Consider the following 13,295-nt stretch of genomic DNA (forward strand, 5'->3'; position numbering starts at 1 on the left):
CGCGGATCGGCTGCGGGCGGCTGCGGAGGCCTGCGGACGGCTGCGGGCGGCAAAGCGATGCGGAATGTCGTGCGAGGACCCTGTGAGAGCCGTCTCCCACGGCTGACGCATCCGCCATGAACAAGGCAAACTGGCGGGGAGCAAGAACCACGCACGACGGAAAGGGCCGCACGGCGGCTTGGGCACCACCGCGGGCGGGCAGGTCCGCGACCGGCAGGATTGGGAACGGCAGGGCGGCAGGGGGAGCGATGGTCGATGTACCGCGAGTACCGGAGCAGCGGCGTCCGGCCTCGGGGAACACCCCCGAGGGGCGGACCGAGGGGCATCCCCCCGAGGTACCGGCGTCGCGCTTCAGCGTGCTCGGACCGGTGCGCGCGTGGCTCGGCCCGGACCAGCTCAACACCGGTTCGCCCCAGCAGAGGGCGCTGCTCGCGGCCCTGCTGCTGCGGGACGGCCGTACGGCCACGGCCTCGGAGCTGATCGACGCCCTGTGGGGCGAGGAGCCGCCGTCGCAGGCCCTGGCGGCGGTGCGTACGTACGCGTCCCGGCTCCGCAAGGTGCTGCCTCCGGGCGTCCTCGTCAGCGAGTCCGGGGGGTACGCGGTCCAGGTCGCCGACGGCGCACTCGACCTCGCCGTGGCGGAGGACCTGTGGTCGGCGGCGGAGAAGGCCCGCGGCGCGGGTGATCTCTGCCAGGCGCGGACGCTGGTGAACAAGGCGCTCGGCCTCTGGGACGGCGAACCCCTCGCCAACGTCCCGGGTCCGTACGCGGACACGCAGCGCACCCGCCTCGACGAGTGGCGCCTCCAGCTCCTGGAGACCCGCCTGGACATGGACCTGGAACAGGGCTGCCACGCGGAGGCCGTCTCGGAGCTGACGGCTCTGACCGCGGCGCACCCGCTGCGGGAGCGGCTGCGCGAGCTGCTGATGCTGGCGCTCTACCGCAGCGGGCGCCAGGCGGAGGCCCTCGCGGTCTACGCGGACACGCGCCGTCTGCTCGCCGACGAGCTCGGCGTCGACCCGAGGCCCGGCCTCAAGGAGCTCCAGCAGCGCATCCTCCAGGCCGACCCCGGCCTCGCGGAGCCGTCCACGCCCGCGCAGGAACCGGCGACGACGGTGGTGCGCCCCGCGCAGCTCCCGGCGACGGTCCCCGACTTCACGGGCCGCGCGTCCTTCGTCGACGAACTCAGCGACATCCTGTCGACCGCCGAGGGCCGCGTGATGGCGGTCTCCGCGCTCGCGGGCATCGGCGGCGTCGGCAAGACGACCCTCGCGGTGCATGTCGCTCATGTGGCGCGCGCCCACTTCCCCGACGGCCAGCTGTACGTGGACCTCCAGGGCGCGGGCGCACGCGTCGCCGAGCCGGAGACGGTCCTCGGCGCGTTCCTGCGCGCCCTCGGCACGGCCGACTCGGCGATCCCGGACTCCCTGGAGGAGCGGGCCGCGCTGTACCGGTCGGTCCTCGACGGCCGCCGGGTCCTCGTCCTCCTCGACAACGCGCGCGACGCGGCGCAGGTCCGGCCGCTGCTGCCCGGCATGGAGGGCTGCGCGGCGCTGGTCACGAGCCGTGTCCGCATGGTCGACCTGGCGGGCGCGCACCTCGTGGACCTGGACGTGATGTCCCCCGAGGAGGCGCTGCTCCTCTTCACCCGCATCGTCGGCGAGGAGCGGGTCACCGCGGAGCGGGAGGCGGCGCTCGACGTGGTGGCGGCGTGCGGGTTCCTGCCGCTCGCCATCCGCATCGCGGCGTCCCGGCTCGCGGCGCGCCGCACGTGGACGGTCTCCACGCTCGCGGCGAAGCTGGCGGACGAGCGGCGGCGTCTGGACGAGCTCCAGGCGGGCGACCTCGCGGTCAAGGCGACGTTCGAACTCGGCTACGGCCAGCTGGAGCCGGCCCAGGCCCGCGCCTTCCGCCTCCTCGGCCTGGCGGACGGCCCCGACCTGTCCCTCGCGGCGGCCGCGGCGGTCCTGGACCTCCCCCTGGACGAGACCGAGGACGTCCTGGAGTCCCTGGTCGACACGTCCCTGGTCGAATCCGCGGCACCGGGCCGCTACCGCTACCACGATCTCGTACGCCTCTACGCCCGCGCCTGCGCCGAACGCGACGAACAGCCCCCCGGCGAGCGGGACGCGGCGATGTCCCGCCTCCTCGACTTCTACCTGGCCTCCGCGGCCCGGGTCTACGCGATCGAACGCCCCGGCGACCGCACGGTGGACCACCTGGAGCCCACGGAACACGCGGGCCAGGACTTCACCGACGACACGAAGGCCCTGGACTGGCTGCACTCCGAGGCGGCGTGCATCCTGGCGTGCGTGCAGCAGTCGCTGGGGGCGGGGATGCTGCGGCGGGCGGTCTCGCTGCTGCTGGCCTCCAAGGACCTCGCCGAGTCCGGCGCCAGCTCGCTGCGGTACGAGTCGGTCACCTGCGCGGCGCGCGACGCGGCGGCCGCGCTGGGCGACTCCCTCGCCGAGGGACAGGCCCGGGTCGCCCTCGCCCAAGTCCTCAGCAAGGTCGGCCACTTCGACAGGGCGTCGGAGGAACTGGCCCGCGGCGTGGAGCTCGGCTCCGTGTCCAAGGATCCGTGGACCATAAGCAACGCGTTGAACGAGCAGGGCATCATCGCGTACTGCGTCAACCAGCAGGCCGCGAGCGAGGCCTATCTGCACAAGGCCGTCGAGGCGTTCCGCGCGGACGCCAACCGGGCCGGCGAGGCCAGCGCCCTGTGCAATCTGTCGCGCGTGCTCGCCGCGAACGGCCGGACGCCGCAGGCCATCGACCTCGCCCGGCAGGGCATGTCCATCTACGACGACCTGGGCTACAACTTCCGGCTCGCCAACGCCCGGAGCGCGCTGGGCATCGCCCTCAGCGACGCCGGTCAGCACACGGAGGCGCTGGTCGAACTCAACGAAGCCCTGCGGGTGTTCGCCGAGGTCCGCCAGCGCCTGTGGGAGGGGACGACGCACTTCCGCATCGCCCAGGTGCACCTCTCGGCCCGCCGCCCGGCCCAGGCGGCGCAACATGCGGAGCAGGCGCTCAGCACCGGCTGTGTCGGAGGGGACTGGATGCGTGCAAACGCTCTGACCCTTTTGGGCAGGTCTCTCGACACCATCGGGCAGGTCGACCGTGCGCGCGCCTGCTGGCGTGAGGCCCTCACCATCTACGAGGCTTCAAGGGCCCCCGAAGCCGAAGAGGTCAGGGCGCTCCTCGCCCCGGTGGCCGCGGCCTAGGTCTGGGCCGGAAGTTCCGCCCACCCCCGCCGGCCCGGCCGGCCCCGCCCGTAGGCGTTCATCGAACGTTTATGGGCGGCTGCCACTCTCTACTCACGATCCGTCGCGTCGGGGGGCAGACGGGTCGCTTGGGGCCCCACAGATAGGGTGAGCGGCCCAAGAACGCCCGTTCGGCGACCCTCGGGGGAGTTGCCGAACGGGCGTTCTGCCCCAGCGAACCGTCAGAACTCAGGAGGTTGTCCGCCATGAGCGACGCCACGAGGAACCAGAACATCACCACCATGGGTGACGGCCACATTCCCGCGCCGCCGAAGGACGGCGGCGCCACCACGCAGGGCGACGGGCACATCCCCGCGCCTCCCAAGGACGGCGGCGCCACCACGCAGGGCGACGGGCACATCCCCGCCCCTCCCGCCAAGGACGCCTAAAGACTTTTTTCCCGACGGGGGTCGGCCGCGGCGGCGCGGAGGGGGAGCCGTCGCGGCCGACGCATGTCCGGTCGGACACGGGGCACAGGCCAGGCAGATGGCGCCGCGCCCGAACGATCAGCGGAATCGAACATTCAGCCGCACCCCTCGCTAGGGTCACGTGGCGTTGGATGTCCGCCTCTTCAGAGGAGCAGGAATGACACGTACCAAGAAGGTCTTCGTCGCTTTGGCCTTAGCTGCCGCCACGGCTGGTGCAGCAGCGTCTCCGGCACTCGCCGACAGCCACATACCGGCTCCGCCGCGGGACGGTCACACCGCCTCCGTCCAGGGCGACAGCCACATCCCCTCGCCGCCGGGGAACTGACGGACGGCCGCCGCCGAGGCGTGGGGCGCCGGTGTCGGCGGCGGCCGCGGTGTGCGCGCCGGCGTCGCGGCTCCCCTCCACGTACCGGTGCGCACACGCGCCCCCACGGCACCGGGGCACGCGGGAGTGAGCCCCGGTTGGACAGGCCGCAAGGGCGTGGGCCGGGGCTGTGCGAGGTCGGCGGTACGGCCCCGGCCGCGGGTCACTGGGACGACCCTGCTGGTCCGGGGTCTCGGGACCGAAGAGCGATGGACACGACGAGCGATGGTCACTCGCGAGGAGCGCCACCGCAGGGTCTCCTCCCTTGTGAGGCTAGGCCCGCCCCGCCCCCGACGGAACCCACGGCACCGCACCAGGGTTCCTGCGGCAACCGACGTAGGGAAGAGCTCCCTTGTGCGACGGACCCGGCCGCGAATATCCGTGGACACGCCCGCCCCGCGCAGCGAATAGTGCCGCCCATGACTTCTCTCGTGCGTCACCTCACGTTCGATGCCCACGACGCCTACCGCCAGGGGGCCTTCTGGGCCGAGGTCCTCGGCGGACGCCTCTCCGACGACGACTCTCCCGGCGACCCGGAGGCCCTGGTGGAGGCCGACGGCATCGCCCTGCTCTTCGTGACCGTGCCGGACGCCAAGTCCGTCAAGAACCGGCTGCACGTCGACCTCCAGCCGCAGGACCGCACCCGCGACGAGGAGGTCGAGCGGCTCCTCGCGCTCGGCGCGAAGCTGCACGAGGACCACCGCAGGCCGAACGGCCGCGGCTGGGTCACCCTCACCGACCTGGAGGGCAACGAGTTCTGCGTGGAGTGCGGAGCCGCCGAGCGCGAGGCCCTGATCGCCGCCGGCGCCAGCTAGCCGCGGCCCTGCCCCTCAGCTCCCCCTCAGCTCCCCCTTCACCACCTTCCCGCTCGCGTTCCTCGGCAGCTCCGTCACGAACTCGACGGTCCTCGGCACCTTGTAGTTCGCCATCTCACGCCGCGCCCACGCGATCAGGTCGTCCGCCGTGACCACGGATCCGGGGCGCCGCACCACGTACGCCTTGCCGACCTCGCCGAGCCTCGGGTCGGGCACCCCGATCACCGCGACGTCGGCGACGGCCGGGTGCACGCCGAGGAGCTGCTCTATCTCGGCGGGGTAGGCGTTGAACCCGCCGACGATGAACATGTCCTTGATGCGGTCCGTGATGCGGAGGTTGCCCGCCGTGTCGAGGACGCCGACGTCGCCCGTCCGCAGCCAGCCGTCGGGCGTCAGGCACCGTGCCGTCTCCTCCGGGTCCTCGAAGTAGCCCCGCATGACGTGGTGGCCGCGGACGAGCACTTCGCCGGGGTGGCCCGGCGGGAGCGGTTCGCCGCCGGGGGCCGCCACCCGTACCTCCGTGTCGGGGATGGCCCGGCCCGACGTCGCCGCGATGACGTCGACCGGGTCGCCCCGTCGGCACATCGTGACGATGCCGCTCGCCTCCGAAAGGCCGTACGCCGTGAGGACGGTGGCGATGCGCAGCTCCGCCCGCAGCCGTTCCACGAGCTGCAGCGGCACCACCGCCGCGCCGGTCACGACGAGCCGCAGCGCGGAGAGGTCGTGCTGGTCGCGGGACGGGTGGTCGAGGATCGACTGGTGCAGGGTGGGCGGGCCCGGCAGGACGGAGATGCGTTCGGCGGCGACGTTGGCGAGGACCGTGTCCACGTTGAAGACCGGCTGCGGCACCATCGTCGCGCCCCGCATCAGGCACGCGATGATCCCCGCCTTGTAGCCGAAGGTGTGGAAGAACGGGTTCACGATCAGATAGCGGTCGCCCTCGCGCAACCCGGCCAGGTCGCTCCATATGTCGTAGCAGCGCAGGGTCTGGGCGTGGGTGATGACGGCGCCCTTGGGGCGGCCGGTCGTGCCCGAGGTGAAGACGATGTCGGAGGGCGCGGAGCCCTCGACGGACGCCGCGCGCGTACGGACCGCGTCCGCCGACACCCTGTCGCCGCTCGCCAGGAAGTCCTTCCAGGTGCGGAAGTCCTGCGGCGCGTCGTCGGCGAGCACGACGACCTGCTCCAGGTGCGGCAGCCCCGGCAGCGGTCCTTCGCCCGGCCCGTCGGCGGCGGCGCGGCGCAGCGAGGCGACGTACGACGTACCGAGGAACGTGCCCGTGACGAAGAGGACCTTGGCGCGGCTGCGGGCGAGGACGTACGCCGCCTCCGTGCCCTTGAAGCGGGTGTTGAGGGGGACGAGGACCGCGCCCGCGCCGACGGCGCCGAGCGCGGAGACGATCCAGTCGAGGGTGTTCGGCGCCCAGACGGCGACGCGGTCGCCGGGCTCGACGCCGTTGGCCATGCAGGCGGCCGCCGCGTGCTCGACGCGCTCGCCCAGTTCCGCGTACGAGATGCGGGTGCGGCCCTCGACGACCGCCTCCCGCGTGCCGTACCGCTCGGCGGCCGCCCGTACGAGTCCCGGGATGCTGCCCCACTCCAGGTCGCCGCGCATCGCATGCACCTCTCCCGCTAGCTGACTAACCGTCAGATTAGCTGTAGCCTGACGCGCTGTCAGCAGTGGTGACATGCTCGCGACCGGCGGAGGTGCCGTTGTCCATGGCTTCACTCAAGGACGCCACAGCGATAGTGGGAATCGGCCAGACGCCGTTCGCGAAACAACTCCGGTCGACCGAGAAGGAGTTGGCGTGCCGGGCGATCGTCGCCGCGCTCGACGACGCCGGCATCGCGCCGTCCGAGGTCGACGCCTTCGCCTCGTACACGATGGAGGAGACCGACGAGGTCGAGGTCGCCAAGGCCGTCGGCGCGGGTGACGTCACCTTCTTCAGCAAGGTCGGCTACGGCGGCGGCGGTTCCTGCGCCACGGTCGGCCACCTCGCGTCCGCCATCGCCACCGGGCAGGCGAGCGTCGGCATCGCCTGGCGCTCCCGCAAACGCGGCAGCGGCCCGCGCCCCTGGAAGAACACCACGGTCCAACTCCCCACCCCGGCACAGTGGACGCGCCCCTTCGGCCTGCTCCGCCCCGCCGACGAGATCGCGATGCTCGCCCGCCGCCACATGCACGAGTACGGCACGACCCGCGACCACCTCTTCAACGTCGCCCTCGCCTGCCGCAACCGCGCCAACCAGAACCCGGCCGCGATGATGTACGAGCGTCCGCTGACCCGCGACATGTATATGACGTCCCGCTGGATCAGCGAACCGCTCTGCCTCTTCGACAACTGCCTGGAGACGGACGGCGCGCTGGCCTGCGTGATCGTCTCCGCCGAGCGGGCGCGCGACTGCCGCCGGAAGCCGGTGTACGTCCACTCCGTCGCGCAGGGGCTGCCCGCCCAGCACCACGGCATGGTCAACTACTGGACGGACGACCCGCTCTCGGGCCCCGCATGGACGGCGGCCCGACACCTGTGGAAACAGGCGGACTTCGGCCCGCAGGACGTCGACGTCGCCCAGATCTACGACGCGTTCACCCCGCTCATCCCGCTCTCCCTGGAGGGGTACGGCTTCTGCGACCGCGGCGAGGGCGGCGCGTTCACGGAGGGCGGCGCCCTGGAGAGCGGCGGCCGCCTCCCCATCAACACGGGCGGCGGCGGCCTCAGCGAGGCCTACGTCCACGGCTTCAACCTCATCAACGAGGGCGTGAAGCAGCTGCGTGGCACGAGCACGGCCCAGGTCCCGAACGCGACGACCTGCCTGGTGACGGCGGGCGAAGGCGTCCCGACCTCAGCGCTGCTCCTGAGGGCCCCGTAGGGGACCTTCAGGGGCGCGGGGAACTGCGCGACCAGCCACAACGAGCCCGCACTCGCGAGAGAAGAGACCATGGCAGACGCGACGGCAAAAACGGAACCCCTCCTGACGCCCACGCAGGACGAAGACGGCGCCCCCTTCTGGGAGTACGCCGCCGCAGGCGAGCTACGGATACAAGCCTGCACCGCCTGCGGCGCCCTCCGTTTCCCCCCAAGACCCTGCTGCCCCCACTGCCAGTCCTTCGACAGCAATTGGCGCCGCATGAGCGGCAGAGGCCGCATCTGGTCGTACGTCTTCCCCCACCCCCCGCTCCTCCCCGCCTACGCCGAACAGGCCCCCTACAACGCGATCATCGTCGAGCTCGCCGAAGCCCCGAGGATCCGCCTCGTCGGCAACCTCGTCGCCGCGCCCGACGCTCCCCTGAACTCGATCCCCCCGGAACGCCTCCGCATCGGCGCGAAGGTCCAGGTCGTCTTCGCCGAGGTCGCCGGAACCGTGGTCCCGCGCTGGGTCCTGGAGCGCCCATGACCACCCCGGCCGGGGCCGCGCCCGGCGCCCTGCGCACGGCCGTCGACAAGGACACGGGCGTCGCCGTCCTGACCCTGGACCGCCCGGAGCGCCACAACGCGATCGACGTACGGACGGCGGACGAACTGTCCGCGACCTGGCGCCGCTACCGGTTCGACGACACGGTACGGGCCGTCGTCGTGACCGGCGCGGGCGCGAAGGCGTTCTGCACCGGCATCGACCGGGACGCGGACGTCCCGCAGCCCGCCTCCCCGTACACGATCGACGACCCGCTCATCGCGATCGGACCGAAGGCCAACGACCTGTGGAAGCCGGTGATCGCCGCCGTCAACGGCATGGCGTGCGGCGGCGCCTTCTATCTCATCGGGGAGTCCGAGTTCGTCGTGGCGGACGAGCACGCCACGTTCTTCGACCCGCACACCACGTACGGGATGGTCAGCGCGTACGAGACGATCCACATGGCGCAGCGCATGCCGTTCGGCGAGATCGCGAGGATGGCGCTGATGGGCACGGCCGAACGGGTCTCGGCCCGGCGCGCGTACGAGACGGGCCTGGTCTCCGAGCTGACGCCGTCCGGCGGCGCGGTCGCCGCGGCCGTCCGCGCCGCCGAGACCATCGCCTCGTACCCCACGGAGGCCGTGCAGGGCACGGTGCGGGCCGTCTGGTCGGCGAAGGAGGCCGCCCGCACGCAGGCCCTGGCGCACGCGCCCCACCTGATCGCCCTGGGCAACCTGCCGCGGGACCGCCAGGCGGAGCTGTTCACGCACCGCAGGAGCGGCGACTTCCGTACGAGGTGAAAGCCCGCACGAGACGGGTTAGGCCCTCGGCGACGTCCCCGTCCCCCGCTCCGCGTCCAGCGCGTACACGCACCGGTCCTTGCTGCACGCGTACACCACACCGTCCCGCACCACGGGCGCCCCGGTGATCTCGCCGCCTGTGGCGAGCTTCCAGCGGAGGCGGCCGTCGTCCGCCTTCAGGGTGTACAGGAGGTGGTCCGTGGAGCCGAAGTGGATGCGCCGGTCGGCGACGACGGGTGTGCCGACGACCTCGCCGCCCGCCTGGAACCGCCACTTCGGCGTGCCCGTGACCGCGTCGAGGGTGTAGAGCCCCTTGCCGCTGCCCACGTGGACGTGGCCGTCGGCGACGAGGACGGGCTCGATGGAGGAGCGGGACTCCGTGGCGATGCGCCAGCGGTCGCGGCCGTCCGTCGCGTCGAGGGCGTACACCGTGCCGAGGTAGTCGGCGAGGTACACGCCGCCGCCCGTCACGGCGGGACCGGGCGCGAACGCGGGCGGGCAGAGGAAGGCGGCGGGCGCCTCGAAGTGCCAGCGGACATGGCCGCCCGCGACGTCGATCGCGAGGACGCGGCTGCCCGCGGCCACGTACACGTACCCGTCCTGCGCCTGGGTGAGCCGCACCGGTACGCCTCCGCAGGAGGCCGCGTCGCCCACGGGGTACGACCAGCGTTCCTCGCCGGTGCGTGCCTCCAGGGCGCGGAGCCGGGCGTCCTTCCAGACGTAGACCGTGCCGTCGAAGACGCGGGGTCCGGCCTCCGGCGTCTCGAAGTCGGTCTGCGCGCCGGTGATCTCCCAGAGCTTCTCGCCGTTGACAGCCTCCCAGGCCTGGACGCCGCCGCCCCGGGTGCCGGTGACGACGGTGCCGCGGTCGGCCTGGAGCGAATACACCCAGGCGTCGGTCGGCAGGCGCCACAGGTCGGAGCCGTCGGCGCCGTCGAGTGCGTAGAGGGTGGGGCCGTCGGACGCGTGGATGCGGCCGTCGGCCACCGCCATGGACCAGGCGACGTCGCGCGTCTTGAAGCTGCGCCGGCCGGTGCTGACGTCCAGGGCGTGGACCTCGAAGGACGTGACGTAGACGAGGTTGCCCGCGACGGCGGGGGTGCCCCACACGTCGTTGGACATGCGGAACCGCCAGGGCCGCCAGCCGGCTCCCGCGTCGGGGGCCTGGGCGGGCGCGGGCACCGGGGCGGCGGCCGGGGCCGCGCCGTTGCCCGCGGCGCGGTGGGCGGACGAGCGGGACCAGGATCCCGCGAGCCCGGGGTCGGCGGGCACGGCGGCGGCGCGCGCGCCGGCGACCCGCGGCCCGGGGCCGATCGGCACCTTCGCCCCGGCGAGCCGCACGGGCCCTGCGTCGGGCGTGACCGCGAGGGGGTGGGACGGCTGGTGCGGCGGCCTCGCCGGGGGCGGCGGCGCGGTGGCGGGCACCGCGGACACGGCGGGGGCCGCGCCCCTGCCACCGCCACCGCCGCCACCGCCGCTGCGGCCCGCACCCGCGGGGACACGGGCGGGCGGACGGCCGCCCCTGCGCGCCTCGATGAGCGCGACGGCCCGCTCCGGCAGCCAGGCGGACGCCGTGCCGCTGTCGTCGTTGTCGCCGCTCTCGGAGGCGAAGAGGTGCGGTGCGAGCTGGGACTGGAGGTCGCCGGGGGTGGGCCGGAGCGAGGCATCCATCTGCATGCAGGACTCGATGAGGGGCCGCAGCTCGGCGGGGAGCCCTTCGAGGTCGGGGCCTTCCCGGAGCAGCATGAACACCGTCTCGACGGGGTTGGCGCCGTGGAACGGCGCGTGCCCGGTGGCGGCGAAGACGAGGGTGGAGCCGAGCGAGAAGACGTCGCTGGCGCCGGTGACGCTGCGCGAGTCCTTCGCCTGCTCGGGCGACATGTACGCGGGCGTGCCGACGGCGACGTTCGTCATGGTCAGCCGGGTGTTGGAGACGCCGGACGCGATGCCGAAGTCGATGACGCGCGGCCCGTCCTCGACGACGAGGACGTTGGACGGCTTGAGGTCACGGTGGACGAGCCCGGCGCCGTGGATGGACTCCAGGGCCTCGGCCACGCCTGCCGCCAGCCAGCGCACCGCCTGGGTGGGCAGCGGCCCGTGTTCATTCACTATTTCTTCAAGGGAGGGCGCGGGGACGTACGCGGTGGCGAGCCAGGGCACGGCGGCCCGCGGATCGGCGTCCACCACGGCCGCCGTATAGAAACCGGACACGGCGCGGGCCGCCTCGACCTCGCGCGTGAAGCGGACACGGAACAGCTGGTCCTCGGCGAGCTCGGTCCGCACCGTCTTGATCGCCACGCGCCGTCCCGACGCGGAGCGCGCGAGATAGACCAGGCCCATGCCACCGGCGCCCAGCCTGCCGAGGACCTCGAACGGGCCGATCCGCCTCGGATCGTGCTGCGTCAGCTGATCCACCACTTGCCCTGCCACCTCCCCGTACGCGGCCGCCGAAGAAGACAGCCCCGTGCAGCGTCTCACCACCGAGCCGCTACGGCGGCACGCACCCTGATTCTTCCTGTCCGAGGCGGCGGTGGCGAACCCGGGGCGGGATCGGGGTGTCTACGGACAAAACCCCGCCTCCGGGCCTCCGGGACGGCCGCTCAGCCCTGAAGGACCGCGAACGTCGCCCCTTGATTGTCCGTGAACACCGCGATCCGACCGTACGGGGTGTCGGCCGGCGGGGTCCGGACGCGCCCGCCGAGGCGGGTCACCGCGGCGGCGCTCGCGTCGGCGTCGGCCACGTTGAAGTAGACGAGGAAGTGTGCGGGCATCCGCGCGGGGACGTACCGGTCGGAGACGGGGACGGCCGGGGAGAGCCCGGCCAGGAGGCTGCGGCCGCCGATCGCCGTGTCGGGTCCTGGCTCGGTGCCCGCGGGCGACCAGATGCGGAAGTCCTCGCCGTCGAGGTCCAGGTCGAGGCCGCCGTATCCGAAGACGTGCTCGTAGAACGGGTCGACCAGGTCCTTGTCCCGGGAGTACACCTCGGTCCAGCAGTACGAGCCGGGCTTCCCCTGCTTTCCGAAGCCCTGGTGCGTCCCGGCCTGCCAGAGCCCGAAGACGGCGCCCTCGGGGTCGGCGGCCAGGCCCATGGAGCCGAAGGGCCCCACCGGCATGACGTCCGTGATCATCGAGCCGCCCGCGCGCCTGATCCGCTCGGCGAGCGCGGCGGCGTCCGGGCTTGCCAGGTACACCGTCCATACGGTGGGCATGCGGCCGTCGGACTTGGGGGCGAGCGCGGCGACGGGCAGGCCGTCGCTGTACGCCTGGGTGTAGTGCCCGTACTCCGGTCCGGAACCGGTGTCGAAAGTCCACCCGAAGAGCTCACCGTAGAACCGCTTGCCGCCCTCCACGTCGGGCAGCATGGCGTCGGCCCAGCAGGGCACGCCCTCCGCGTATCCGCCCCCTGTGTTCCGCTCCGCGTAGTCCATGAAAGTCAAGCTAATGGCCCGGCCCGGACCCCGCAGCGCAGAAATTCGAACGCTTGGCTCATTCTCGTGGGGTGCGCCCCGCTCACGCGCACCGACCCCATTTGCACTCGGCCGAATCGCGCTCCGATCACCCCTCGGTAAGCTGACGGCATGACAGGACAGGTACGTACCGTCGACGGCCGCGTGGCCGGTCGGCGCGGTCAGGCGACGCGTCAGAAGCTGCTCGACTGCCTCAGCGAGATGCTCAGCTCCTCGCCCTACCGGGACGTCAAAGTCATCGACGTGGCCCGGAAGGCGGGGACTTCACCCGCGACCTTCTACCAGTACTTCCCGGATGTCGAAGGCGCCGTTCTGGAGATCGCGGAACAAATGGCCGCGGAGGGCGCCGAGTTGACCCAGCTCCTCGACGGGCGCTCGTGGGTCGGCAAGGCGGGGTGGCAGACCTCCCAGGACCTGGTGGAGGGCTTCCTCGACTTCTGGCGCAAGAACGACGCGATCCTCCGGGTCGTCGACCTGGGCGCCGCCGAGGGCGACAAGCGCTTCTACAAAATCAGGATGAAGATCCTCAACTCGGTCAACAACTCCCTTGCCGACACGGTCAAGGAGCTCCAGACCAAGGGCAAGGTCGACAAGGACATCAGCCCGACGGCGATGGCGGGCTCCCTGGTCGCGATGCTCGCGGCGGTCGCCTCCCACCAGCGGGGCTTCCAGACGTGGGGCGTGAAGCAGGCCGAACTCAAGCCGAACCTGGCGATGTTGGTGCATCTGGGCGTAACGGGAAAGAAGCCGACGAAGTAGCCCA

9 protein-coding genes and 1 pseudogene are annotated in these 13,295 nt (G+C 72.6%); 7 read left to right on the forward strand and 3 right to left on the reverse strand.

Annotated features, from left to right (window positions below; all coding sequences use genetic code 11):
• Window positions 1-248 precede the first annotated feature (248 nt).
• From DEJ49_RS15405 to DEJ49_RS15415, 3 genes and pseudogenes are all read left to right on the forward strand, one after another.
• Entirely contained in the window at window positions 249-3,227 is a 2,979-nt protein-coding gene (locus DEJ49_RS15405) for an AfsR/SARP family transcriptional regulator (RefSeq protein ID WP_150184652.1), read from the forward strand.
• Between the two features lie 245 nt (window positions 3,228-3,472).
• Window positions 3,473-3,655, forward strand: coding sequence for a sigma-like protein (locus DEJ49_RS15410; RefSeq protein ID WP_150184653.1), 183 nt, complete (start codon window positions 3,473-3,475; stop codon window positions 3,653-3,655).
• A gap of 822 nt (window positions 3,656-4,477) precedes the next feature.
• Window positions 4,478-4,852 (forward strand): annotated as a pseudogene (locus tag DEJ49_RS15415) (VOC family protein); the annotation flags it as partial.
• A gap of 36 nt (window positions 4,853-4,888) precedes the next feature.
• Here DEJ49_RS15415 and DEJ49_RS15420 read toward each other — a convergent pair.
• On the reverse strand, window positions 4,889-6,487 hold the full coding sequence (locus DEJ49_RS15420; RefSeq protein ID WP_150184655.1) for a FadD3 family acyl-CoA ligase: 1,599 nt from the start codon (window positions 6,485-6,487) through the stop codon (window positions 4,889-4,891).
• A gap of 104 nt (window positions 6,488-6,591) precedes the next feature.
• On the opposite strand from DEJ49_RS15420, the gene DEJ49_RS15425 reads away from it, so the two are divergent.
• The 3 genes from DEJ49_RS15425 (at window position 6,592) to DEJ49_RS15435 (ending at window position 9,065) form a co-directional block, all read left to right on the forward strand.
• The gene (locus DEJ49_RS15425; RefSeq protein WP_150184656.1) at window positions 6,592-7,743 is read left to right on the forward strand and encodes a lipid-transfer protein; all 1,152 of its coding nucleotides are present in this window, start codon (window positions 6,592-6,594) and stop codon (window positions 7,741-7,743) included.
• A 69-nt stretch (window positions 7,744-7,812) separates the two neighbouring features.
• Window positions 7,813-8,268 carry a Zn-ribbon domain-containing OB-fold protein gene (locus DEJ49_RS15430; RefSeq protein WP_150184657.1) on the forward strand — a complete coding sequence of 152 codons (456 nt, stop codon included), beginning with the start codon at window positions 7,813-7,815 and terminating at the stop codon, window positions 8,266-8,268.
• A complete protein-coding gene (locus DEJ49_RS15435; protein WP_150184658.1) occupies window positions 8,265-9,065 on the forward strand; it encodes an enoyl-CoA hydratase/isomerase family protein in 801 nt (266 codons plus the stop codon). Before DEJ49_RS15430 ends, DEJ49_RS15435 begins: the two co-directional genes overlap by 4 nt.
• An 18-nt stretch (window positions 9,066-9,083) precedes the next feature.
• On the opposite strand, the gene DEJ49_RS15440 is transcribed toward DEJ49_RS15435, so the two are convergent.
• Window positions 9,084-11,483 (reverse strand): PQQ-binding-like beta-propeller repeat protein, encoded by a 2,400-nt coding sequence (locus DEJ49_RS15440; RefSeq protein WP_150184659.1) that lies wholly within the window; start codon window positions 11,481-11,483, stop codon window positions 9,084-9,086.
• 182 nt (window positions 11,484-11,665) lie between these two features.
• Window positions 11,666-12,493 carry a VOC family protein gene (locus DEJ49_RS15445; protein WP_150184660.1) on the reverse strand — a complete coding sequence of 276 codons (828 nt, stop codon included), beginning with the start codon at window positions 12,491-12,493 and terminating at the stop codon, window positions 11,666-11,668.
• Between the two features lie 150 nt (window positions 12,494-12,643).
• Between DEJ49_RS15445 and DEJ49_RS15450 the strand changes: the two genes are divergently transcribed.
• Window positions 12,644-13,291, forward strand: coding sequence for a TetR family transcriptional regulator (locus tag DEJ49_RS15450; RefSeq protein ID WP_150184661.1), 648 nt, complete (start codon window positions 12,644-12,646; stop codon window positions 13,289-13,291).
• Window positions 13,292-13,295 lie beyond the last annotated feature (4 nt).

It is taken from the genome of Streptomyces venezuelae (assembly GCF_008642335.1).
In the GTDB taxonomy this organism is placed as follows: Bacteria; Actinomycetota; Actinomycetes; order Streptomycetales; family Streptomycetaceae; genus Streptomyces; species Streptomyces venezuelae_F.

What these genes read in the sequence shown, in the direction of transcription:
- DEJ49_RS15410 (WP_150184653.1), top strand. Translation starts at nt 3,473, where the DNA reads ATGAGCGACGCCACGAGGAACCAGAACATCACCACCATGGGTGACGGC.
- DEJ49_RS15450 (WP_150184661.1), top strand. Translation starts at nt 12,644, where the DNA reads ATGACAGGACAGGTACGTACCGTCGACGGCCGCGTGGCCGGTCGGCGC.
- DEJ49_RS15430 (WP_150184657.1), top strand. Translation starts at nt 7,813, where the DNA reads ATGGCAGACGCGACGGCAAAAACGGAACCCCTCCTGACGCCCACGCAG.
- DEJ49_RS15445 (WP_150184660.1), bottom strand. Translation starts at nt 12,493, where the DNA reads ATGGACTACGCGGAGCGGAACACAGGGGGCGGATACGCGGAGGGCGTG.
- DEJ49_RS15420 (WP_150184655.1), bottom strand. Translation starts at nt 6,487, where the DNA reads ATGCGCGGCGACCTGGAGTGGGGCAGCATCCCGGGACTCGTACGGGCG.
- DEJ49_RS15405 (WP_150184652.1), top strand. Translation starts at nt 249, where the DNA reads ATGGTCGATGTACCGCGAGTACCGGAGCAGCGGCGTCCGGCCTCGGGG.
- DEJ49_RS15425 (WP_150184656.1), top strand. Translation starts at nt 6,592, where the DNA reads ATGGCTTCACTCAAGGACGCCACAGCGATAGTGGGAATCGGCCAGACG.
- DEJ49_RS15435 (WP_150184658.1), top strand. Translation starts at nt 8,265, where the DNA reads ATGACCACCCCGGCCGGGGCCGCGCCCGGCGCCCTGCGCACGGCCGTC.